17 protein-coding genes are annotated in these 21,449 nt (G+C 72.0%); 9 read left to right on the forward strand and 8 right to left on the reverse strand.

From position 1 onward, the window contains the following. The first annotated feature begins 17 nt into the window (after window positions 1–17). The 4 genes from ACZ42A_RS00480 to ACZ42A_RS00495 are packed head-to-tail and all read left to right on the forward strand — an operon-like array spanning window position 18 to window position 3,347. The gene (locus ACZ42A_RS00480) at window positions 18–773 is read left to right on the forward strand and encodes an enoyl-CoA hydratase family protein (RefSeq protein ID WP_468524901.1); all 756 of its coding nucleotides are present in this window, start codon (window positions 18–20) and stop codon (window positions 771–773) included. Continuing rightward, the gene (locus tag ACZ42A_RS00485; protein WP_468524902.1) at window positions 770–1,585 is read left to right on the forward strand and encodes a CoA transferase subunit A; all 816 of its coding nucleotides are present in this window, start codon (window positions 770–772) and stop codon (window positions 1,583–1,585) included. Before ACZ42A_RS00480 ends, ACZ42A_RS00485 begins: the two co-directional genes overlap by 4 nt. After that, window positions 1,582–2,298 carry a CoA-transferase subunit beta gene (locus ACZ42A_RS00490; RefSeq protein ID WP_468524903.1) on the forward strand — a complete coding sequence of 239 codons (717 nt, stop codon included), beginning with the start codon at window positions 1,582–1,584 and terminating at the stop codon, window positions 2,296–2,298. Before ACZ42A_RS00485 ends, ACZ42A_RS00490 begins: the two co-directional genes overlap by 4 nt. Further along, window positions 2,298–3,347, forward strand: a complete 1,050-nt coding sequence (locus tag ACZ42A_RS00495) for an NAD(P)H-dependent flavin oxidoreductase (protein ID WP_468524904.1) — start codon at window positions 2,298–2,300, stop codon at window positions 3,345–3,347. The genes ACZ42A_RS00490 and ACZ42A_RS00495 overlap by 1 nt, the downstream gene beginning before the upstream one ends. Here ACZ42A_RS00495 and ACZ42A_RS00500 read toward each other — a convergent pair. The 3 genes from ACZ42A_RS00500 to ACZ42A_RS00510 are packed head-to-tail and all read right to left on the reverse strand — an operon-like array spanning window position 3,331 to window position 5,924. Beyond that, entirely contained in the window at window positions 3,331–4,488 is a 1,158-nt protein-coding gene (locus tag ACZ42A_RS00500) for an acetyl-CoA C-acetyltransferase (protein ID WP_468524905.1), read from the reverse strand. The genes ACZ42A_RS00495 and ACZ42A_RS00500 overlap by 17 nt on opposite strands. Window positions 4,489–4,505: 17 nt before the next feature. Beyond that, on the reverse strand, window positions 4,506–5,120 hold the full coding sequence (locus tag ACZ42A_RS00505; protein WP_468524906.1) for a TetR/AcrR family transcriptional regulator: 615 nt from the start codon (window positions 5,118–5,120) through the stop codon (window positions 4,506–4,508). Between the two features lie 15 nt (window positions 5,121–5,135). After that, window positions 5,136–5,924 (reverse strand): SDR family oxidoreductase, encoded by a 789-nt coding sequence (locus ACZ42A_RS00510; RefSeq protein ID WP_468524907.1) that lies wholly within the window; start codon window positions 5,922–5,924, stop codon window positions 5,136–5,138. A 48-nt stretch (window positions 5,925–5,972) separates the two neighbouring features. On the opposite strand from ACZ42A_RS00510, the gene ACZ42A_RS00515 reads away from it, so the two are divergent. After that, the gene (locus ACZ42A_RS00515) at window positions 5,973–7,112 is read left to right on the forward strand and encodes an acyl-CoA dehydrogenase family protein (protein ID WP_468524908.1); all 1,140 of its coding nucleotides are present in this window, start codon (window positions 5,973–5,975) and stop codon (window positions 7,110–7,112) included. Next, window positions 7,112–8,074, forward strand: a complete 963-nt coding sequence (locus ACZ42A_RS00520) for an acyl-CoA dehydrogenase family protein (protein ID WP_468524909.1) — start codon at window positions 7,112–7,114, stop codon at window positions 8,072–8,074. The genes ACZ42A_RS00515 and ACZ42A_RS00520 overlap by 1 nt, the downstream gene beginning before the upstream one ends. On the opposite strand, the gene qcrB is transcribed toward ACZ42A_RS00520, so the two are convergent. Next, the gene (gene qcrB / locus ACZ42A_RS00525; protein WP_468524910.1) at window positions 8,049–9,698 is read right to left on the reverse strand and encodes a cytochrome bc1 complex cytochrome b subunit; all 1,650 of its coding nucleotides are present in this window, start codon (window positions 9,696–9,698) and stop codon (window positions 8,049–8,051) included. The two genes, ACZ42A_RS00520 and qcrB, sit on opposite strands and share 26 nt — an antisense overlap. Window positions 9,699–9,787: 89 nt before the next feature. Continuing rightward, window positions 9,788–10,510, reverse strand: a complete 723-nt coding sequence (locus ACZ42A_RS00530; protein ID WP_468524911.1) for a vWA domain-containing protein — start codon at window positions 10,508–10,510, stop codon at window positions 9,788–9,790. A gap of 162 nt (window positions 10,511–10,672) precedes the next feature. Between ACZ42A_RS00530 and ACZ42A_RS00535 the strand changes: the two genes are divergently transcribed. Further along, complete coding sequence (locus tag ACZ42A_RS00535) at window positions 10,673–11,590, forward strand: rhomboid family intramembrane serine protease (RefSeq protein ID WP_468524912.1); 918 nt, start codon at window positions 10,673–10,675, stop codon at window positions 11,588–11,590. Window positions 11,591–11,720: 130 nt separating this feature from the next. Here ACZ42A_RS00535 and ACZ42A_RS00540 read toward each other — a convergent pair whose 3' ends face one another. The 3 genes from ACZ42A_RS00540 to ACZ42A_RS00550 all read right to left on the reverse strand — a co-directional run bounded on the left by ACZ42A_RS00540 (window position 11,721) and on the right by ACZ42A_RS00550 (window position 18,903). Next, window positions 11,721–13,184, reverse strand: coding sequence for a glutamate synthase subunit beta (locus ACZ42A_RS00540; RefSeq protein WP_468524913.1), 1,464 nt, complete (start codon window positions 13,182–13,184; stop codon window positions 11,721–11,723). Next, complete coding sequence (gene gltB / locus ACZ42A_RS00545) at window positions 13,177–17,769, reverse strand: glutamate synthase large subunit (protein ID WP_468526099.1); 4,593 nt, start codon at window positions 17,767–17,769, stop codon at window positions 13,177–13,179. The genes ACZ42A_RS00540 and gltB overlap by 8 nt, the downstream gene beginning before the upstream one ends. 402 nt (window positions 17,770–18,171) lie before the next feature. Next, the gene (locus tag ACZ42A_RS00550) at window positions 18,172–18,903 is read right to left on the reverse strand and encodes a VIT1/CCC1 transporter family protein (protein ID WP_468524914.1); all 732 of its coding nucleotides are present in this window, start codon (window positions 18,901–18,903) and stop codon (window positions 18,172–18,174) included. A 273-nt stretch (window positions 18,904–19,176) separates the two neighbouring features. On the opposite strand from ACZ42A_RS00550, the gene ACZ42A_RS00555 reads away from it, so the two are divergent. Both ACZ42A_RS00555 and ACZ42A_RS00560 read left to right on the forward strand, forming a co-directional pair. Next, window positions 19,177–20,181: an ADP-ribosylglycohydrolase family protein gene (locus tag ACZ42A_RS00555; RefSeq protein WP_468524915.1), complete on the forward strand. Its 1,005-nt coding sequence runs from the start codon at window positions 19,177–19,179 to the stop codon at window positions 20,179–20,181. After that, window positions 20,178–21,449: an ADP-ribosylglycohydrolase family protein gene (locus ACZ42A_RS00560; protein WP_468524916.1), complete on the forward strand. Its 1,272-nt coding sequence runs from the start codon at window positions 20,178–20,180 to the stop codon at window positions 21,447–21,449. Before ACZ42A_RS00555 ends, ACZ42A_RS00560 begins: the two co-directional genes overlap by 4 nt.

A 21,449-nucleotide genomic window follows, 5' to 3' on the forward strand; every position in this document is an offset into this window, starting at 1 on the left:
AGGTAGCGGATGCCGCCATGACTGTCTCCACCTCGTCCCCCGAAAAGGGGATTTCCGTCGTCACGGTGAACGTTCCGCCGGTCAACGCGCTGCCCGCGCACGGCTGGCGCGAGCTGGCCGACGCCGTGCGCGCGGCCGGCCGGGACCGGGCGGTCCGCTGCGTGGTGCTGGCCGCCGAGGGGCGGGGCTTCAACGCGGGCGTGGACATCAAGGAGATCCAGGCGGGCGGACACCCCGCCCTGCTGGAGGCCAACTCCGGCTGCGCGGAGGCCTTCGCGGCGGTGTACGACTGCGAGGTGCCCGTGGTGGCCGCCGTGCAGGGCTTCTGTCTGGGCGGCGGCATCGGGCTGGTCGGGAACGCGGACGCGATCGTGGCGAGCGACGACGCCGTCTTCGGCCTGCCGGAGCTGGACCGGGGCGCCCTGGGTGCCGCGACCCATCTGGCCCGGCTTGTCCCCGGGCATCTGATGCGCGCCCTGTACTACACCTCGCGCACGGTGAGCGCGGCCGAGCTGCACGCGCACGGGTCGGTGTGGCGGGTGGTACCGCGCGGGGAACTGCGCGCGGCGGCCCTGGAGCTGGCCCGGGAGATCGCGGCGAAGGACGGCCGGCTGATCCGTCTCGCCAAGGCCGCGATCAACGGCATCGACCCGGTGGACGTACGCCGCGGGTACCGCTTCGAGCAGGGCTTCACCTTCGAGGCGGCGCTGAGCGGGGTGGCCGACCGGGTCCGCGACACCTTCGGGACGCGGGGACAGGGGGGAGCCACGTGAGCGACAAGACCATGACCGCCGAGGAGGCCGTCTCCCGGCTGACGAGCGGCATGACCGTCGGCATCGGCGGCTGGGGATCGCGCCGCAAGCCGATGGCCCTGGTGAGAGCACTGCTCCGGTCCGGGATCACCGATCTCACGGTGGTCTCGTGCGGCGGCCCGGACGTCGGCATGCTCGCGGCGGCCGGCCGGATCCGCAGGCTCGTCACCCCCTTCGTCACCCTCGATTCGATCCCGCTCGAACCGCACTACCGCGCGGCGCGCGAACAGGGCGCGTTCGAGCTGACGGAGATCGACGAGGCGATGTTCCTGTGGGGGCTGCGGGCCGCCGCGCACCGGATGCCGTTCCTGCCGGTCCGCGCGGGGCTCGGCTCGGACGTGATGCGGGTCAACCCCGGCCTGCGCACGGTGACGTCGCCGTACGACGACGGGGAGACGTTCGTCGCCGTGCCCGCCCTGCGCCTGGACGCCGCCCTGGTGCACGTCAACCGCGCCGACCGGCGGGGCAACGGCCAGTGTCTGGGCCCCGACCCGTACTTCGACGACCTGTTCTGCGAGGCGGCGGACACCGCCTACGTCTCCTGCGAACGGATCGTGGACACGGCCGAGCTGACGAAGGCGGCGCCACCCCAGTCGCTCCTGCTCAGGCGGCACACGGTCACCGGCGTGATCGAGGCCCCGAAGGGCGCGCACTTCACGTCCTGCGCGCCGGACTACGGCCGGGACGAGGCCGCCCAGCGGGAGTACGCGACCACACCCTGGCCGCGGTTCGCCGAGCGATACCTCGATGGGCTCGACGGGAGGACGACATGACGGCGACGCGGAGCGAGTACTGCGTCATCGCCTGCGCCGAGGCCTGGCGCGGCGCCGGAGAGATCCTGGCGAGCCCCATGGGCCTGATCCCGTCCCTCGCTGCCCGCCTCGCCCGGCACACCTTCTCACCCGACCTGCTGCTCACCGACGGCGAAGCGATGCTCGTCGGCCCGGACGGCGGCGTCGAGGGCTGGCTGCCGTACCGCGCGCACCTCGACCTGGTCACCGGCGGGCGGCGGCACGTGATGATGGGCGCGAGCCAGATCGACCGGTACGGCAACCAGAACATCTCGTGCATCGGCGACTGGGAGCGCCCGAGGCGGCAGCTGCTGGGCGTGCGCGGCGCACCCGTCAACACCCTGAACCATCCGACCAGTTACTGGATCCCCAGGCACTCCCGGCGGGTGTTCGTCGAGCAGGTCGACATGGTGTGCGGAGTGGGCTACGACCGCGCGGCCGGGGCCCGCCATCACCACCTCGCGCGGGTCGTCTCCGACCTGGGTGTCTTCGACTTCGCCACGCCGGACCACGCGATGCGGCTGGCCTCCCTCCATCCCGGGGTGACCGTCGGGCAGGTCACGGAGGCGACGGGGTTCGCACTGCACGTCCCGGACGAGGTGCCGTACACCCGCGAGCCGACCGCCGAGGAACTGCGCCTGATCCGCGAGGTGATCGATCCGGGAAACACCCGCGCACAGGAGGTCGGGGACTGATGGAGACGGCCCTCACCCGCCTGACCGGTGTCCGGCATCCGATCGTCCAGACCGGCATGGGCTGGGTGGCGGGCCCGCGCCTGGTCTCGGCGACGGCGAACGCGGGCGCGCTCGGGATCCTGGCCTCCGCGACGATGTCCGCCGACCGGCTGCGCGAGGCGATACGGGAGGTGCGGAGCCGTACGGACGCGCCCTTCGGGGTCAATCTGCGCGCCGACGCGCACGACGCGGCGGACCGGGTCCGGATCCTGATCGACGAGGGCGTCCGGGTCGCCTCCTTCGCGCTCGCCCCGTCGCGCGAGCTGATCGCCGAGCTGAAGGAGTCCGGCGTCGTCGTGATCCCCTCCGTCGGGGCCCGCCGGCATGCCGAGAAGGTCGCGGCGTGGGGCGCGGACGCGGTGATCGTGCAGGGCGGCGAGGGCGGCGGGCACACCGGCGAGGTGGCGACGACGGTGCTGCTGCCGCAGGTGGTGGACGCCGTGGACGTCCCGGTCGTCGCGGCGGGCGGCTTCTTCGACGGGCGGGGCCTGGTCGCGGCGCTGGCGTACGGGGCGGCGGGCGTCGCCATGGGCACCCGCTTCCTGCTCACCTCGGACTCGACGGTGCCGGACGCGGTCAAGGCGCGCTATCTGGCGGCGACCGTGCGGGACGTGACCGTGACCCGGGCCGTCGACGGGCTGCCGCACCGCATGCTGCGTACGGATCTCGTGGACGCGTTGGCGCGGTCCGGCCGTACGGGGGCCTTCGCCCGGGCCCTCCGCAGCGCGGCGGCCTTCCGCAAGCTCTCCGGCACGAGCTGGCGCCGCCTCGTCCGGGACGGCCGGGCTCTGCGCCATGGCAGGGACCTGACCTGGAGCCAGGTCGTGCTCGCCGCGAACACGCCGATGCTGCTGAAGGCGGCCATGGTGGACGGGCGCACGGACCTGGGGGTGATGGCGTCCGGGCAGGTCGCCGGGGTGATCGACGACCTGCCGTCCTGTGCGGAGCTGGTGGAGCGGATCATGCGGGAGGCCGGCGAGGTGCTGGACCGGCTCACAGCCGCTCGATGATCGTCACGTTCGCCTGTCCGCCGCCCTCGCACATGGTCTGGAGGCCGAACCGGCCGCCGATGCGCTCCAGTTCGTGCAGCAGGGTCGTCATCAGCTTGGCGCCGGTCGCGCCGAGCGGGTGGCCGAGGGCGATGGCGCCGCCGTTGACGTTCACCCTGTCCGGGTCCGCGCCGGTCTCCTCCAGCCAGGCGAGGACGACCGGCGCGAAGGCCTCGTTGATCTCGACGAGGTCGATGTCGTCCATCGTGAGGCCGGTCTTCTTCAGGGCGTGCGCGGTGGCCGGTATGGGAGCGGTCAGCATGCGGATGGGGTCCTCGCCGCGCACCGAGAGGTGGTGCACGCGCGCGCGTGGCGTCAGCCCGTGGTCGTGGACGGCCCGCTCGGAGGCGAGCAGCAGGGCCGCCGCGCCGTCGGAGACCTGCGAGGAGCAGGCGGCCGTGATCGTGCCGCCGTCGAGGACCGGCTTCAGCGCGGCCATCTTCTCCAGGGAGGTGTCCCGCCGGGGTCCCTCGTCGGCGGTGACGTCGCCGTAGGGCACCAGTTCGCGGTCGAAGCGGCCCTCGTCGATCGCGCGCAGCGCCCGCCGGTGCGACCGCAGCGCGAACTCCTCCTGGGCCCGCCGGCCGATCCCCCACTGGGCGGCGATCATCTCGGCGCCGGCGAACTGGTTCACGGGCCGGTCCCCGTACCGCGCCCGCCAGCCCGCGCTGCCCGCGAACGGCCCCCCGGTGAAGCCCAGGGGCTGCGCCGCCTGCCGGGTGGCGTAGGCGATCGGGATCTGGGACATGTTCTGCACCCCGCCCGCGACCACCAGGTCCTGGGTGCCGGAGAGCACCGCCTGCGCCGCGAAGTGCACCGCCTGCTGCGAGGAGCCGCACTGCCGGTCCACGGTCACCCCGGGCACCTCCTCCGGCAGCCCGGCCGCCAGCCAGCAGGTCCGCGCGATGTCCCCGGCCTGCGGCCCGACCGTGTCGAGGCAGCCCAGGACGACGTCCTCGACGGCGGCCGGGTCGACGCCCGCGCGGGCGATCAGCTCCTTGAGGACGTGCGCGCCGAGGTCGGCCGGGTGCACCCCGCTCAGCCCTCCTCCGCGCCGCCCGACGGGCGTACGGACCGCTTCGACGATGTAGGCCTCGGCCATGGCGACTCCCCGATGAGTTATGTGCGTACGGCGATCCCGTCCAGCACCATCGACAGGTACTGCCGGGCGATCTCCTCCGGGCTGTGCTGTCCGCCCGGCCGGTACCAGGACGCGGCGACCCACACCGTGTCCCGGACGAACCGGTAGGTGAGCCGGACGTCGAGGTCGGCCCGGAACACCCGGGCGGCGACTCCGCGTTCCAGCGTGGCCAGCCACGCCTGCTCGAATCGGCGCTGGGACTCGGCGAGGAACGCGAACCGTTCCTGCGCCACCAGCTGTCTGCTCTCCTTCTGGTAGATCGCGACGGCGGCGCGGTGCCGGTCGATCTCCCGGAACGACTCGGTGACCAGCGCCTCCAGCGTCTCGCGCGGGCCCCGTCCGGCCTCCAGGACGGCGTCGTAGCCGCTCCACAGCTCGTCGAGGAAGGTCCGCAGGATCTCCTCCAGCATCGACTCCTTGGAGTCGAAGTGGTAGTAGAGACTGCCCGCGAGCATCCCCGCGTGATCCGCGATCTTGCGGACGGTGGTGGCGTTGTAGCCCTGTTCGGCGAAGACCTCGGCGGCGATGTCGAGGAGTTCGCGGCGGCGGGCGGGCGCGGCGGCGGTCACCTGGGGCTTCTTCTTGGTCGACACGGGTCCATTGTGGTCCTAGGGGTGCCTGTTGCTGACGGAGACGACCTCCCCGGTCATGTACGACGAGTAGCCCGACGCCAGGAAGACGATCACGTTGGCCACCTCCCACGGCTCGGCGTACCGCCCGTAGGCCTCCCGCGCGGTCAGCTCCGCGAGCAGTTCGGGTGTCGTCACCTTCGCCAGGTGCGGGTGCATGGCCAGGCTCGGCGCGACGGCGTTGACCCGCACGCCGAACTCCGCCGCCTCCACCGCCGCGCACCGGGTCAGCGCCATGACGCCCGCCTTCGCGGCGGCGTAGTGCGCCTGCCCGGCCTGGGCCCGCCAGCCGACGACGGAGGCGTTGTTGACGATCACCCCGCCACCCCCGGAGTCGCGGAAGAGCCGCAGGGCCGCCCGCGTGCACCGGAACGTCCCGTTCAGCGTCACGTCCAGAACGCGGGACCACTGCTCGTCGGTCATGTCGGCGAGGGCCGCCGTGCCGCCCAGTCCCGCGTTGTTGACCACGATGTCCAGCCGCCCGTGCTCCCGGACGGCCGCCTCGAACAGCGCCCGCACCTGGGTCTCGTCGGTGACGTCGCAGGGGACGGCCGCCACCGCGCCCGGGAACTCCCGGCCCAGCTCGGCCTCGTGCTCCTTGAGCCGCCCGGGGTGCGCGTCGCTGATCAGCACGTGCGCGCCCTCCTCCAGGAAGCGGCGCGCGGTGGCCCCGCCGATCCCCGCGCCGGCCGCCGCCGTGATGACGGCGGTGCGCCCGCGCAGCAGCCCGTGGCCGGGCATGTACGCCGGACTCTCGACGTCTGTCATAGGGGCACGCTAACCTACCAAACACTTGTTAGGGAAGGAGCGTGTCCCGTGGATCTGGCGTTCTCCGCCGCCGATGACGCCTTCCGCGCCGAGGCGCGGGAGTGGCTGCGCGCCCATGTGCCGCGCGAGCCGCTGCCCTCCCTGGAGACCGAGGAGGGCTTCGCGGCGCACCGCGCGTGGGAGGCCGAGCTGGCCGCGGACGGCTGGTCGGTCGTCAACTGGCCGAGGGAGTACGGCGGTCGGGACGCCGACCTCGTGACGTGGCTGCTCTTCGAGGAGGAGTACTACGCGGCGGGCGCCCCCGGCCGGGTCTCCCAGAACGGTATCGGCCTGCTCGCGCCCACCCTCTTCGCCCACGGCACGCGGGAACAGCGGGCCCGCGTCCTGCCGCCCATGGCCACCGGCGAGGTGATCTGGGCGCAGGCCTGGTCGGAGCCGGAGGCGGGGTCCGATCTGGCCTCCCTGCGGTCCCGGGCCGTGCGCACCGCCGGCGGCTGGCTGCTGCGCGGCCAGAAGACCTGGTCGTCCCGGGCGGCCTTCGCCGACCGCGCGTTCGGCCTGTTCCGCAGCGACCCGGACGCCCCGAGACCGCACGACGGGCTGACGTACGTGATGTTCGACCTGCGCGCCCCGGGCGTCACGGTCCGCCCCATCGGCCGGCTGGACGGCAAACCGGCCTTCGCCGAGGTGTTCCTGGACGACGTCTTCGTCCCGGACGAGGACGTCGTCGGCGAGCCCGGCCAGGGCTGGCGCATCGCGATGTCCACGGCCGCCGACGAACGCGGGCTGACCCTGCGCTCCCCCGGCCGCTTCCTCGCCGCCGCCGACCGGCTGCTGGCCGCCTGGCGGGCCGAGGGCGCGCCCGAGGCGTTCGCCGCGCGGGTCGCCGACGCGCTGATCGGCGCCCGCGCGTACCAGCTGTCCGGCTACGCCGCCGCGTCCCGCCTGCTCGACGGGGAGTCACTGGGCGCGGAGTCCAGCATGAACAAGGTCTTCTGGTCCGAGTACGACATCGCGCTGCACGAGACCGCCCTCGACCTGCTCGGCGCCCGGGGCGAACGCGCGGACACGGAGTGGGCGGAGCCGTATGTCTTCGCGCTGGCCGGTCCGATCTACGCGGGCGCCAACGAGATCCAGCGCGACCTCGTCGCCGAGCGCCTGCTCGGCCTGCCGAAGGGGCGCCGCTGATGCGTTTCCTGCTGGACGCCGGGCAACGGGACTTCGCCGCCTCGCTGGACGGGCTGCTGACCGCCGCCGACACGCCGTCAGCCGTCCGGGAGTGGAGCCGGGGCGAGCCCGCACGCGGCCGTGCGCTGTGGGGCCGTATCGCTCAGGCGGGGGTGTTCGGGCTCGCGGTGCCGGAGGAGTACGGAGGGGCGGGGCACCACCCGGTCGAACTCGCCGTCGCCTTCGTGGAACTGGGGCGGCACGCGGTGCCGGGACCGCTGGCGGAGACGGTCGCGGCGGCCGTGCTGCTCGGTGCCGACGCCCACCTGGCCAAGCGCTTCCTGCCGGCGCTGGCGGCAGGCGAGACCATGGCGACCGTGGCCGAGGAAGGGGCGTACGCCCTCGACGGCAACACCTCGGACATACGTCTCACCCTCACCCCCGACGGCCTCCGCCTCTCCCCCGGCCACGGCCCCGTGCGCCGCTCGCTCGACCCGGCCCGCCGCCTCACGCCCCTGCTGCCCGGCGGCGAACTCCTCACCGCCGCCCCGCCCGCCGCGGAGGCGCTGCTGTGGGCGCGCCTCGCCACCGCCGCCCAGGCGCTCGGCGTGGGGCTGGCCCTCCTCGACCGGACGGTCGACCATGTGAAGCGGCGGGTCCAGTTCGGCGTGACGCTGGGCTCCTTCCAGGCCGTCAAGCACCGGCTGGCCGACGCGAAGACGGCCCTGGAGTTCGCCCGGCCGCTGGTCCTCGGCGCCGCGCTGACGATGAGCCCGGCCGATGTGGCCGCCGCCAAGGTGAGCGCGTGCGAGGCGGCGTACGCCACCGCCCGTACGGCGCTCCAACTGCACGGCGCGCTCGGCTACACGGCGGAGTACGACCTGTCCCTGTGGCTGACCAAGGCCCGGGCGCTGCGCACGGCCTGGGGCGGCCCGCAGGAGTGCCGGGCCGTGGTCCTCAGTGCCCGTGCTCCCGGCTCGTGAGCTCCCGGTACTCCTCGGGGGTCGGCTTCGGTATGTGGCTGCCGGGCCCGAACATCGCCCGGGCCAGCCGGGCGCGCACCCGCTGGGAGACGCTCACCCGGCGGCGGACACCGTTGGTGTCCTCCAGCGGCCCGATCTCGTACGGCGCCGGCTGCTCGTGCTGGGTGAGGGTGAACCGCTGGTCCTGGGCGAGGGGTTCGTGGACCTCGATGTACTCGCCGTGCGGGAGACGTTTGATCGTGCCGGTCTCCCGGCCGTGCAGCACCTTGTCGCGGTCGCGGCGCTGCAGGCCCAGGCAGATCCGCTTGGTGACGATGTAGGCGAGGACGGGGGCGACGAAGAACGCGATGCGGACGAACCAGGTGATGGCGTTGATCGACAGATGCAGATGGGTGGCCACGATGTCGTTGCCGCCGCCGATCAGCGTCACTCCGTACAGCGTCAGCCAGGCGACGCCGAGCGCTGTGCGCACGGGCGCGTTGCGCGGCCGGTCCAGGATGTGGTGCTCGCGTTTGTCGCCGGTGATCCACGCCTCGATGAAGGGATAGACGCCGATGGCGAGGAGGATCAGCGGGAAGAGCGAGAACGGGATGAAGACGCCGAGGACGAGTGTGTGGCCGAAGGCGCTGATCTCCCATCCCGGCATCACCCGGATCAGGCCTTCGGAGAAGCCCAGGTACCAGTCGGGCTGGGCGCCGGTGGTGACCAGGTCGGGCCGGTAGGGGCCGAAGGCCCACACGGGGTTGATCTGGGCGAGCCCGCCCATGAGCGCGAGCACGCCGAAGACCAGGAAGAAGAAGCCGCCCGCCTTGGCCATGTAGACCGGCAGGAACGGCATGCCGACGACCGTCTTCTGGTCGCGTCCGGGGCCGGGGTACTGGGTGTGCTTGTGGTAGAAGACCAGGATCAGATGGGCCACGACCAGGCCGAGCATGATTCCGGGCAGCAGCAGGATGTGGACGGGATACAGCCGGGAGATGATGTCGTCGCCCGGGAACTCCCCGCCGAACAGGAAGAACGACAGATACGTCCCCACGACCGGCACCGACAGGATCGCGCCCTGCGCGAACCGGATGCCGGTGCCGGAGAGCAGGTCGTCGGGGAGGGAGTAGCCGGTCAGGCCGGTGATGATGCCGAGGAACAGCAGGGTCCAGCCGAACAGCCAGTTGATCTCGCGGGGTTTGCGGTAGGCGCCGGTGAAGAACACCCGCATCATGTGCAGCAGCATGCCGGCGACGAAGACCAGCGCCGCCCAGTGGTGGATCTGCCGGATCAGCAGCCCTCCGCGCACGTCGAAGCTGATCTCGAGCGTCGACTCGAACGCCCGGGTCATCACCACGCCGTTGAGCGGGGTGTACGAGCCCTCGTAGACCACGTGGGCGCTGCTCGGCTCGAAGAACAGGGTCAGATAGACACCGGTGAGGATCAGGATGAGGAAGCTGTAGAGACAGACCTCGCCCAGCATGAACGACCAGTGGTCCGGAAAGACCTTGCGCATGTTGGCCTTGGCCAGCGCGTAGAGTCCGAGCCGTCCGTCGGCCCAGTCCGCCACCCGCTCGCCGCGCCCCGGCGTCTCACGCCGGCCCCCCGCCGCTTCTCTCACCGTCCGTGCGCCGTCGTGCATGTGTCGCGTCGCCTCCCCGTCGGATCATCCAAAAGGGTGACACGACGGCGCCGTCAAGCCAATGGGTAAGCCACGGGTGTGGCAGGCGATTACGGCCGTACGATCCCCTGCGCCCGCGCGGCCGCCAGCCACGCCGGGAACTCGGCCACCAGCCGGTCGTACAGCTCGGCGTCGGACACCGCCCGGGGGTCCTCGCCCGCGTGGAAGAAGCCCGCGTTGTCCACCACCCGCTTGCCCGGCACCGGCAGTTCGTCCAGCTTGCGCAGGAAGTCGAACTGGCGGCTGCCCGGGTCGCCGAAGCCGATGAACTGCCAGAACAGCGGCAGCCGGGACGCCTTGCACAGGAACCGCTCGGCGGCGAGCTTGTTGATCGGGCCGCCGTCGGTCTGGAAGACGACCAGCGCCGGGGCGGTGGCGCCGCTGTCGAGGTAGTGGTCGATGACGGCGTCCATCGCCAGGTGGTAGCTGGTCTTGCCCATGTGCCCGAGCCCGGCCGCAATCCGCTCGATCCGTCCCCGGTGGTCGGCGAGCGCGATGTCGGTGACGGCGTCGACGTCCGTGGAGAAGAACACCACCGGCACCCGGCCGTCGTCGTCGAGATGCGCGGAGAGCCCGAGCACCCGGTCGGCGAGCGCCTGCACACTGCCGTCCTTGTAGTACGGCTTCATGGAGCCGGAGTAGTCGACCACGAGATAGACGGCGGCCCGCTGTCCGTCCAGCCCGTGCTTGGTGAGCGAGACCCCGGCGCTCTTGTACAGGCTCACCAGCGCGGGCGCGGCCTCCTGCACCTTGCTGAGACTGATCGCCGCCATACCGCATCCCCCTTGATCACCGCTTCCCGGCCGCCGAGCGTACGGCACCCCAGGCGCCTCCGGGGCCCCACCTCTCCCTGCCCTCCCGGGTGTTCGTTATTTTGTTCGCCGCCGTCCCCAACCGGCTCACCGTCCGTCACCAGCCCACCCGAGGAGCCGGCCGTGGAACCCGAGTCCACCGTCACGACCTGCTATCGCCACCCCAAGGTCGAATGCCACGTCCGCTGTGTGCGCTGCGACCGCTACATCTGCCCGGACTGCATGCGCGAGGCCGCTGTCGGCCACCAGTGCCCGGAGTGCGTCAAGGAGGGCGCCCGGTCGGTGCGGCAGGCCCGGACGGTCGTCGGCGGCAGGGTCTCCGGCACCCCCGTGGTGACCTACGCCCTGGTCGCGCTGAACGTGCTGGCCTACCTCGTCCAGCTGGTGCTCCCCGAGTTCCAGGACCGGTTCGAGATGCTCGGCGCCCGGCTGGTGGGGCCGGACGGCGCCTACTACGTCTACGAGGGCGCGTACTTCGGGTACCTGCACCCCGAGGGCGTGGTCGCCGGGGAGTGGGAGCGGCTGATCACCAGCGGCTTCCTGCATCTGCTGCCCACCCAGGGCACCTTCGGGATCGCCCACATCGTGATGAACATGCTCGCGCTGTGGCACCTCGGCCGGATCCTGGAGACCCAGCTCGGCCGGGTCCGCTATCTCGCCCTCTATCTGCTGGCGATCCTCGGCGGTTCGGTCGCCGAACTGCTCCTCGCCGACCCGTCCGCCGTCTTCGTCGGCGCGTCCGGCGGCCTCTTCGGCCTCGGCGCCGCCTACTACGTCATGGCCCGCCGCTTCGGCGGCGACATGGACACCGTCAACCGCGACACCGTGCTGCTGCTGGTCTGGCTGCTGATCTCCGCGGGCTTCACCTCCTGGCAGGGCCACCTCGGCGGCCTGCTGGCGGGCGGCGCGGTCACCGTGGCGTACGCCTTCGTGCCCCGGGGCCCGCGCCGGGCACTGATCCAGGCCGCCGCCTGCGCGGGGCTGCTGGTGCTGCTTCTGCTGCTGACGTACGGGAAGGCCTCCCAGCTGATGGGGTCGTGAACCCGCGTGCGCACAAAGCGGCGGCGCCTGCCCATTCGTCCGGTCGGGGACAAGGGGCAGGCGCCGTCTGTGTTCCGTACGCCTTTGTACGGGACGTATGTGAGTGACCGTCAGGTCACTGTTGTGGCCGTCAGACCGCCAGGGCGCGGTCCGTCGGGCGGATCGGGGCCGGCAGCTCGCTGGCACCGGTCAGGAAGCGGTCCACGCCGCGGGCGGCCGAGCGGCCCTCGGCGATCGCCCACACGATGAGCGACTGGCCGCGGCCCGCGTCACCGGCGACGAAGACGCCCGGGACGTTGGTCTGGAAGTCGGCGTCGCGGGCGATGTTGCCGCGCTCGTCGAGCTCCAGGCCGAACTGCTCCACCAGGCCGTTCTCGCGGTCCGTGCCGGTGAAGCCCATCGCCAGCGTCACCAGCTGGGCGGGGATCTTGCGCTCCGTGCCCGGCTTCTGGGTCAGCTTTCCGTCGACGAACTCCACCTCGACCAGGTGCAGCCACTGTACGTTGCCGTCCTCGTCGCCCTCGAAGTGGGTGGTGGAGACGGAGTAGACCCGCTCGCCGCCCTCCTCGTGCGCGGACGTGACCTTGTACAGCATCGGGAAGGTCGGCCACGGCTGCGAGACCGGGTTCCGCTCCTCGCCCGGGCGGGGCATGATCTCCAGCTGCGTCACCGAGGCCGCGCCCTGGCGGTGGGCGGTGCCCACGCAGTCCGCGCCGGTGTCGCCGCCGCCGATGACCACGACGTGCTTGCCCTCGGCCGAGATCGGCGGAGTGACGTAGTCGCCCTCCTGGACCTTGTTGGCCAGCGGCAGGTACTCCATGGCCTGGTAGATGCCCTTGAGCTCGCGGCCCGGCACCGGCAGGTCGCGCGCGGTCGTGGCGCCGACGGCCAGGACCACCGCGTCGTACCGCTTCTTCAGGTCGGTCGCCTTGAGGTCGCGGCCGATCTCGATGCCGGTGCGGAAGCGGGTGCCCTCCGCGCGCATCTGCTCGATACGGCGGTTGATGTGCCGCTTCTCCATCTTGAACTCGGGGATGCCGTATCGGAGGAGGCCTCCGACGCGGTCCGCGCGCTCGTAGACGGCGACCGTGTGGCCGGCCCGGGTCAGCTGCTGGGCAGCGGCCAGGCCCGCCGGACCCGAGCCGACGACCGCGACCGTCTTGCCGGACAGGCGCTCCGGGATCTGCGGGGCGACGTCACCGGTCTCCCACGCCTTGTCGATGATCGAGACCTCGACGTTCTTGATGGTGACCGGCGGCTGGTTGATGCCCAGCACACACGCCGACTCACACGGAGCGGGGCACAGGCGGCCCGTGAACTCCGGGAAGTTGTTCGTGGCGTGCAGCCGCTCCGACGCCGCGCCCCAGTCCTCGCGGTAGGCGTAGTCGTTCCACTCGGGGATCAGGTTCCCCAGCGGGCAGCCGTTGTGGCAGAACGGGATGCCGCAGTCCATGCACCGGCTGGCCTGCTTGCTGATGATCGGCAGCAGCGAGCCGGGGACGTAGACCTCGTTCCAGTCCTTGACGCGCTCCTCGACCGGGCGGGACTTGGCGACCTCGCGGCCGTGGTTCAGAAAGCCCTTCGGGTCAGCCATTGATCGCCGCCTCCATCATCTTCTCGGTGATCTCGGACTCGGAGAGACCGGCTCGCTCGGCGGCGTCCTTGGCGGCGAGCACTGCCTTGTACGTGCGGGGGATGATCTTGCTGAAGCGCTCCACGGCGGAGTCCCAGTCCGCGAGCAGCTTCTCGGCGACGGTCGAGCCCGTCTCCTCGTGGTGGCGGCGCACGACATCGTGCAGCCACTCCCGGTCCGCCTCGTCCAGCGCCTCGACGGAGTCGAGGTTGCCGACGTTGACGTTGTCGCGGTCCAGGTCGATGACGTACGCGATGCCGCCGGACATACCGGCCGCGAAGTTGCGGCCCGTCTCGCCGAGGACCACCGCGTGACCGCCGGTCATGTACTCACAGCCGTGGTCGCCCACGCCCTCGGAGACGACCAGCGCGCCGGAGTTGCGGACGCAGAAGCGCTCGCCGACCTTGCCGCGCAGGAACATCTCGCCGCTGGTGGCGCCGTAGCCGATGGTGTTGCCGGCGATGACGCTGTACTCGGCGAGGTGGTCGGCGCCGCGGTCCGGGCGGACCACGATCCGGCCGCCGGAGAGGCCCTTGCCGACGTAGTCGTTGGCGTCGCCCTCCAGGCGCAGCGTGACACCGCGCGGGACGAAGGCGCCGAAGGACTGGCCGGCGGAACCGGTGAAGGTGATGTCGATGGTGTCGTCGGGCAGGCCCGCGCCGCCGAACTTCTTCGTCACCTCGTGGCCGAGCATGGTGCCGACCGTGCGGTTGATGTTGCGGATCGCGACCTGGGCGCGGACCGGCTGGGCCTCGGTGGCGTCCGAGGCGGCCAGGGCGTCGGCGGCCAGCTTGATCAGCTCGTTGTCGAGCGCCTTCTCCAGGCCGTGGTCCTGGGCGATCAGCTGGTGGCGGACCGCGCCCTCGGGCAGCTCGGGCACGTGGAACAGCGGCTCCAGGTCCAGGCCCTGCGCCTTCCAGTGGTCGACCGCGCGCTCGACGTCCAGCACCTCGGCGTGGCCGACGGCCTCCTCGATGGAGCGGAAGCCCAGCTCGGCCAGCAGCTCGCGGACCTCCTGCGCGATGAACTCGAAGAAGTTCACCACGTACTCGGCCTTGCCGGAGAACCGGTCCCGGAGGGTCGGGTTCTGGGTGGCGATGCCGACCGGGCAGGTGTCCAGGTGGCAGACGCGCATCATGACGCAGCCGGAGACGACGAGCGGCGCGGTCGCGAAACCGAACTCCTCGGCGCCGAGCAGCGCGGCGATGATCACGTCACGGCCGGTCTTCAGCTGGCCGTCGGTCTGCACGACGATCCGGTCGCGCAGGCCGTTGAGCAGCAGCGTCTGCTGGGTCTCGGCGAGGCCCAGCTCCCAGGGACCACCGGCGTGCTTCAGGGACGTCAGCGGGGACGCGCCCGTACCACCGTCGTGGCCGGAGATCAGCACCACGTCCGCGTGCGCCTTGGACACACCCGCCGCGACCGTGCCGACGCCGACCTCGGAGACCAGCTTGACGTGAATCCGCGCCTGCGGGTTCGCGTTCTTCAGGTCGTGGATCAGCTGGGCCAGGTCCTCGATGGAGTAGATGTCGTGGTGCGGCGGCGGCGAGATCAGGCCGACACCCGGCGTCGAGTGACGGGTCTTGGCCACCCACGGGTAGACCTTGTGGCCGGGCAGCTGGCCGCCCTCGCCGGGCTTGGCGCCCTGGGCCATCTTGATCTGGATGTCGTCGGCGTTGACCAGGTACTCGGAGGTCACGCCGAAGCGGCCGGAGGCGACCTGCTTGATCGACGAACGGCGCGCCGGGTCGTACAGGCGCTCCGGGTCCTCGCCGCCCTCACCGGTGTTGGACTTGCCGCCCAGCTGGTTCATGGCGATGGCGAGGGTCTCGTGCGCCTCCTGGGAGATGGAGCCGTACGACATCGCGCCCGTCGAGAACCGCTTGACGATCGCGGAGACCGGCTCGACCTCCTCGACCGGGATCGGCTTGCGGTCCGACTTGAAGCCGAACAGACCGCGCAGCGTCATCAGCCGCTCGGACTGCTCGTTCACGCGCTCGGTGTACTTCTTGAAGATGTCGTAGCGGCCGGTGCGCGTGGAGTGCTGGAGGCGGAAGACCGTCTCCGGGTCGAACAGGTGCGGCTCGCCCTCGCGGCGCCACTGGTACTCGCCGCCGATCTCCAGCGCGCGGTGCGCGGGAGCGATGCCGGAGGCCGGGTAGGCCTTGGCGTGGCGGGCGGCGACCTCCTGGGCGATGACGTCGATGCCGACGCCGCCGATCTTGGTGGCCGTGCCGTTGAAGTACTTCTCGACGAAGGCCTCGTCGAGACCGACGGCCTCGAAGACCTGGGCGCCGCGGTAGGAGGCGACGGTCGAGATGCCCATCTTGGACATGACCTTCAGGACACCCTTGCCGAGGGCGTAGATCAGGTTGCGGATGGCCTTCTCGGGCTCGATGCCCGGCAGGAAGGTGCCGGCGCGGACCAGGTCCTCGACCGACTCCATCGCCAGGTACGGGTTGACCGCGGCGGCGCCGTAGCCGATGAGCAGGGCGACGTGGTGGACCTCGCGGACATCGCCGGCCTCGACCAGCAGGCCCACCTGGGTGCGCTGCTTGGTGCGGATGAGGTGGTGGTGAACGGCCGCGGTGAGCAGCAGCGACGGGATCGGCGCGTGCTCGGCGTCCGAGTGGCGGTCCGACAGGACGATCAGCCGGGCGCCGTTCTCGATGGCGGCGTCGGCCTCGGCGCAGATCTCCTCGATGCGCGCGGCGAGGGCGTCACCGCCGCCGGAGACCCGGTAGAGGCCGGAGAGGGTCGCGGCCTTCATGCCGGGCATGTCGCCGTCGGCGTTGATGTGGATGAGCTTGGCCAGCTCGTCGTTGTCGATCACCGGGAAGGGCAGCACGACGGAGCGGCAGGACGCGGCGGTCGGCTCCAGCAGGTTGCCCTGCGGGCCCAGCGACGAGCGCAGGGAGGTGACCAGCTCCTCGCGGATCGCGTCCAGCGGCGGATTGGTGACCTGCGCGAACAGCTGGGTGAAGTAGTCGAAGAGCAGCCGGGGACGCTCGGAGAGGGCGGCGATCGGCGAGTCGGTGCCCATCGAACCGATCGGCTCGGCGCCGGACTTGGCCATGGGGGCCAGGATGACGCGCAGCTCCTCCTCGGTGTAGCCGAAGGTCTGCTGGCGGCGGGTGACCGAGGCGTGGGTGTGCACGATGTGCTCGCGCTCGGGCAGGTCGCTCAGCTCGATCTCGCCGGCCTCCAGCCACTCGGCATACGGCGCCTCGGCGGCCAGCTGGGCCTTGATCTCGTCGTCCTCGATGATCCGGTGCTCGGCGGTGTCGACGAGGAACATCCTGCCGGGCTGGAGGCGGCCCTTGCGGACGACCTTGCCCGGGTCGATGTCCAGGACGCCGACCTCGGAGCCGAGGACGACGAGGCCGTCGTCGGTGACCCAGTAGCGGCCGGGGCGCAGACCGTTGCGGTCGAGCACGGCGCCGACCTGGGTGCCGTCGGTGAAGGTGACACAGGCCGGGCCGTCCCAGGGCTCCATCATCGTGGAGTGGAACTGGTAGAAGGCGCGCCGGGCCGGGTCCATGGAGTCGTGGTTCTCCCACGCCTCCGGGATCATCATCAGCACGGAGTGGGGCAGCGAACGGCCGCCGAGGTGGAGCAGCTCCAGGACCTCGTCGAAGGACGCGGAGTCGGAGGCGTCCGGGGTGCAGACCGGGAAGATGCGGTCGAGTTCGCGCTCGCCGAACAGGTCGGACACCAGCTGCGACTCGCGGGCGCGCATCCAGTTGCGGTTGCCCTTGACGGTGTTGATCTCACCGTTGTGCGCGACGAAGCGGTACGGGTGGGCGAGCGGCCACGACGGGAAGGTGTTCGTGGAGAACCGGGAGTGCACGAGCGCGATCGCGGAGGCGAAGCGGCGGTCGGACAGGTCCGGGAAGAAGGGCTCCAGCTGGCCGGTGGTCAGCATGCCCTTGTAGACGATCGTCCGCGCGGACAGCGACGGGAAGTACACGCCGACCTCGCGCTCGGCGCGCTTGCGCAGCACGAACGCCTTGCGGTCGAGCGCGATGTCCTTGCTGGTGCCGTCGGCGACGAAGATCTGGCGGAAGACCGGCATGGTCGACCGGGCGGTGGCGCCGAGCAGGTCGGGGGCGACCGGGACCTCGCGCCAGCCGAGGACGTCCAGGCCCTCCTCGCCGGCGATCGTCTCGATACGTGAGACGGCGTCGGCGGTGCCGTCCTCCGGCAGGAAGGCGATGCCGGCGGCGTAGGCACCGGCCTCGGGCAGCTGGAATTCGGCCACCTCACGGAAGAAGGCGTCCGGGACCTGGGAGAGGATGCCCGCGCCGTCACCGGAGTCCGGCTCGGAGCCGGTGGCACCGCGGTGTTCGAGGTTGCGCAGGACGGTGAGGGCCTGCTCGACCAGGGTGTGGGACGCCTCGCCGGTGAGGGTGGCGACGAAGCCGACGCCGCAGGCGTCGTGCTCGTTGCGGGGGTCGTACATACCCTGCGCAGCAGGGCGAGCATCCATGAACGACCAGTTCTGGCCATTCGCGGAGTGCTGGGACGGCTGGCGCGGCGTACGCATCGGCTCTCCCGTCGTCGTCATGTGGCATGTGCAAGGTGCCGAGGGACGACGTTGGCCCTCTGCGAATGAGATCTGCGCTGGAGATCCTTGGGATCCGCGCTGAGATCAAAATTTCGTGCAGGTTACATGATGGAGCGGTTCTCGGGAACCGGATACTCCGTTCCAACATGCGGACGCCGCGGTCGCGGCGGGGGTACCGCGCACGGCGGCGGAAGCAAGGGGGACCGATGCGGACAGATCGATGTCCGACGGCCCGGGGCGGGGGGAGCAGCGTCGCTCACCCCGCGGATGCGCCGCAGGCCTCATTGCCCGCAGCGCTTACGGCTCATGCCCGGTGGTTAAGCATTCGAAACCAACGAGTAACGGCTACTTATACGGCCCATCGCATAAGTTCCAGTCGGGTCATCCTACGGCCACACCGAACGCCATGCCCAGGGCGTACGTCACACCGGCCGCGGCACCACCCAGGGCAAGCTGCCGCAAACCGCTGAACCACCAGCTCCGCGCGGTCACCTTGGCCACCACCGCACCGCACAGGAAGAGCCCGAGCAGCGCGAGCAACACGGCCGGCCACAGGGTGCTCGCCCCCAGCAGATACGGCAGTACGGGGAGCAGGGCGCCCAGCGCGAAGGAGCCGAAGCTCGACACCGCGGCGACCAGCGGCGACGGGAGATCACCGGGGTCGATGCCCAGCTCCTCGCGGGCGTGGATCTCCAGTGCCTGCTCGGGATCCCGGGACAGCTGCCGCGCCACGTCCCGCGCCAGATCGGCATCGACACCCCGCGCCACATACAGCGCGGCCAGCTCCGCCTCCTCGTCCTTGGGGTGCCGGCGCAGCTCACGCCGCTCCACGTCCAGCTCCGCCTCGACCAGCTCGCGCTGGGAGGCCACGGAGGTGTACTCGCCGGCCGCCATGGAGAAGGCGCCGGCGGCGAGGCCCGCGAGCCCGCTCAGCACCACGGTGTGCTGGCTCGCCGTACCACCCGCGACACCGGTCATCAGGGCGAGGTTGGAGACCAGGCCGTCCATCGCGCCGAAGACGGCGGGGCGCAGCCAGCCGCCGTTCACATCCCGGTGGGTGTGGTTGTCGCGGTGCGCCTCGTGCAGCGTCGCCTCGGTCTCGATGATGGCCATGACTGGTCCCCCAGAAAATGCTCGAAAAAGCTTCTTTGGACTGCTTCTACTTTTCGACAGCAACCAGACTATGCCTTCGCATTCCTCCCCGCCAGCAAGGAAAGGCTGGGCTAACCTGCGGTTTTACCCGTTGCCGCTCATTCGTGCCGAGCACCGCACATATGTCGACCGGGTGATGCTGAGGCTCCTGAGGCTGCGCCGCACACCGCGCCGGGGGACAGTTCCGCAAAGGGCTCCGCGCCGTCCTCGGCGCCCCTGAGAGGAGAGGCCCGTATGGCATCGATCGCCTGCATTCCCTCGGTCGCGGCGCCCGGGGACGCCGCCGAACTCCGCGCACGGGCACGCGGCGCACTGCTCGGCCTCGCGGTCGGGGACGCGCTGGGAGCCCCCGCCGAGAACATGAAGCCGTCGGAGATCCGCGCCCGCTGGGGCCGCATCACGGGCTACGTCGCCGACACCCCGTCCGGCACCGACGACACCGAGTACGCGATCTTCTCCGGCCTGCTGCTCGCCCGGCACGGCTCCGCGCTCACCCCGGCCCACGTGGAGGCCGCCTGGCACGAGTGGATCGCCGATCGCGCGGAGGGCCCCTTCCGGGGCGCGGGCTTCAGCGAGCGCGGCACCCTGGAGAACCTGCGCCGCGGCCTCGCCGCCCCCATCTCCGCCCAGCACCGCCACGCCTGGAGCGACGGCCTGGCCATGCGGGCGGCGCCCTTCGGCGTCTTCGCCGCGGGCCGCCCCGCGGAGGCCGCCCGCCTGGTGGCGATCGACGGCTCGGTCAGCCACGACGGCGAGGGCATCTACGGCGGCCAGGCGGTCGCGGCGGGCGTCGCGGCGGCGATGGCGGGCGCGCCGACCGTCGCGGTCGTCGCCTCCGCCCTCGCCGTGGTCCCCGACGACTCCTGGACCGCCCGCTCCCTGCGCCGCGCGGCGGCGGTCGCGCACCAGGGCGAACGCGCGGTCCGCTCCGCCGTCGTCATCGGCGGCTACCCCTGGACCGACCTCGCCCCCGAGGCCGTCGCCCTCGCCTTCGGTGCCTACGCCGCCGCCGACGGCGACTTCAAGGAGGCGGTCCTGACCGCCGTCAACATGGGCCGCGACGCCGACACCACGGCAGCGGTCGCGGGCGCCCTCGCCGGCGCGACCCAGGGCGTGTCCGCCATCCCGGAGGACTGGGCGGCGGCCATCGGCCCGGCACGCGGCAGCTGCCTGCCGTCGATGGCGGGCCACCATGTCCTGGACGTGGCGGACCTGCTGACCCGGGAGGCGGGGTCATGAGCCCTCCGGCGCCTTGGGACGACGCGACGACGCTGAAGGAGCCCCTGGAACCCGCGGTCGCCGACGGCGAGAACCACCCGCTGGGGCCACCCGCACCCGACGACGAAAGTCGCACGGGTGGTGCGGGTGGGAACGAACGGGCCGAAGGCGAAGCCGAGGCCCGGATCGAGGGACTGCTCCTCGGGCTCGCCGCAGGCGACGCCGCGGGCTGGCCCGCAGCACGCCACCGCGCCGCCCGCATGCCCGACTGGACCCGCCGCCTCACCCGCGAACTGGACACCTTCGCCGAGCACAACGCCACGACCACCCTCCCCGTCCCCATCGCCCTGAACCAGCCCCCGGAACCCCTCCGCCTCGGCCCCTCCGACGACGCCGAGTGGGCCGCCTTCGCCGCGGAGGCGGTCCTGCGGGCCGGCGACGACACCGCCCTCGGCGACCTGAGCCGCGACCGCCGGATGCGCGCCGCGATCGACCTCACCTGGAACGCGGTCGCCAGCGAGGTCGCGGCGGCAGCCGAACGCGCCCCCGAGGTGGAGTCCGCCGTACTCCCCCTCCGCGCCCGCATCTCCGTCCGCGCGGGCCTCGGCAACCTGGCCGCGGGCCTGCGCCCGCCCGCCACCGGCCACGACAACCCGCACTACTTCGACGACGCGGCCTGCGTCCGCGCCTGCGTCCTCGCGGTGGCCCACCCCGGCGACCCGACAGGCGCCGCCGACCTCGCCGAGTTCGACGCCCGCTACACCCAGGACGGCGACGGCGTGCACGGCGCCCGCGCGATGGCCGCCGCGGTGGCGCTCGCGCTCTCCGGCGCGGACGCGAGGGCCTGCGCCACCGCCGCGCTCGCCGAGCTGCCGGAGGAGACGGAGATCGGCCGCAACGCCCGCCACGCCCTGGCGCTCGCGGACACCGCCGACAGCGCCTTCGCCCTGATCCCGCTCCTCGAGCACCAGATCGTCGACCACGTCTACAGCTACGGCATCGCCGCCGCCGAAACCGTCCCGGTGGCCCTCGCGCTCGCCGTCGCCGCCCACGGCCGCATCGCCGAGGCGATCCCCGCCGCGGCCTGTCTGTCCCGGGTCGCCGACTCCGCCCCGGCCCTCGCGGGCGCCCTCACCGGCGCGCTGGGCGGCGGCGCGGCGGTCCCCGCGTCCTGGCGCGACGCCTGCCGCACCCTCCCCGGCTGTGTCCTGCCCCGGCTCACCGGCACCGACCTGGTGGAACTCGCCGAACTCCTGGAAGCCACACAACCGGCCCCACCAGGAGGATGA

It is taken from the genome of Streptomyces sp. NPDC030838, assembly GCF_055572035.1.

Coding starts and splice junctions, on each gene's coding strand:
- ACZ42A_RS00480 (WP_468524901.1), top strand. CDS start 18: ATGACTGTCTCCACCTCGTCCCCCGAAAAGGGGATTTCCGTCGTCACG.
- ACZ42A_RS00490 (WP_468524903.1), top strand. CDS start 1,582: ATGACGGCGACGCGGAGCGAGTACTGCGTCATCGCCTGCGCCGAGGCC.
- ACZ42A_RS00495 (WP_468524904.1), top strand. CDS start 2,298: ATGGAGACGGCCCTCACCCGCCTGACCGGTGTCCGGCATCCGATCGTC.
- ACZ42A_RS00500 (WP_468524905.1), bottom strand. CDS start 4,488: ATGGCCGAGGCCTACATCGTCGAAGCGGTCCGTACGCCCGTCGGGCGG.
- ACZ42A_RS00510 (WP_468524907.1), bottom strand. CDS start 5,924: ATGACAGACGTCGAGAGTCCGGCGTACATGCCCGGCCACGGGCTGCTG.
- ACZ42A_RS00520 (WP_468524909.1), top strand. CDS start 7,112: ATGCGTTTCCTGCTGGACGCCGGGCAACGGGACTTCGCCGCCTCGCTG.
- qcrB (WP_468524910.1), bottom strand. CDS start 9,698: ATGCACGACGGCGCACGGACGGTGAGAGAAGCGGCGGGGGGCCGGCGT.
- ACZ42A_RS00530 (WP_468524911.1), bottom strand. CDS start 10,510: ATGGCGGCGATCAGTCTCAGCAAGGTGCAGGAGGCCGCGCCCGCGCTG.
- ACZ42A_RS00540 (WP_468524913.1), bottom strand. CDS start 13,184: ATGGCTGACCCGAAGGGCTTTCTGAACCACGGCCGCGAGGTCGCCAAG.
- gltB (WP_468526099.1), bottom strand. CDS start 17,769: ATGCGTACGCCGCGCCAGCCGTCCCAGCACTCCGCGAATGGCCAGAAC.
- ACZ42A_RS00550 (WP_468524914.1), bottom strand. CDS start 18,903: ATGGCCATCATCGAGACCGAGGCGACGCTGCACGAGGCGCACCGCGAC.
- ACZ42A_RS00555 (WP_468524915.1), top strand. CDS start 19,177: ATGGCATCGATCGCCTGCATTCCCTCGGTCGCGGCGCCCGGGGACGCC.
- ACZ42A_RS00560 (WP_468524916.1), top strand. CDS start 20,178: ATGAGCCCTCCGGCGCCTTGGGACGACGCGACGACGCTGAAGGAGCCC.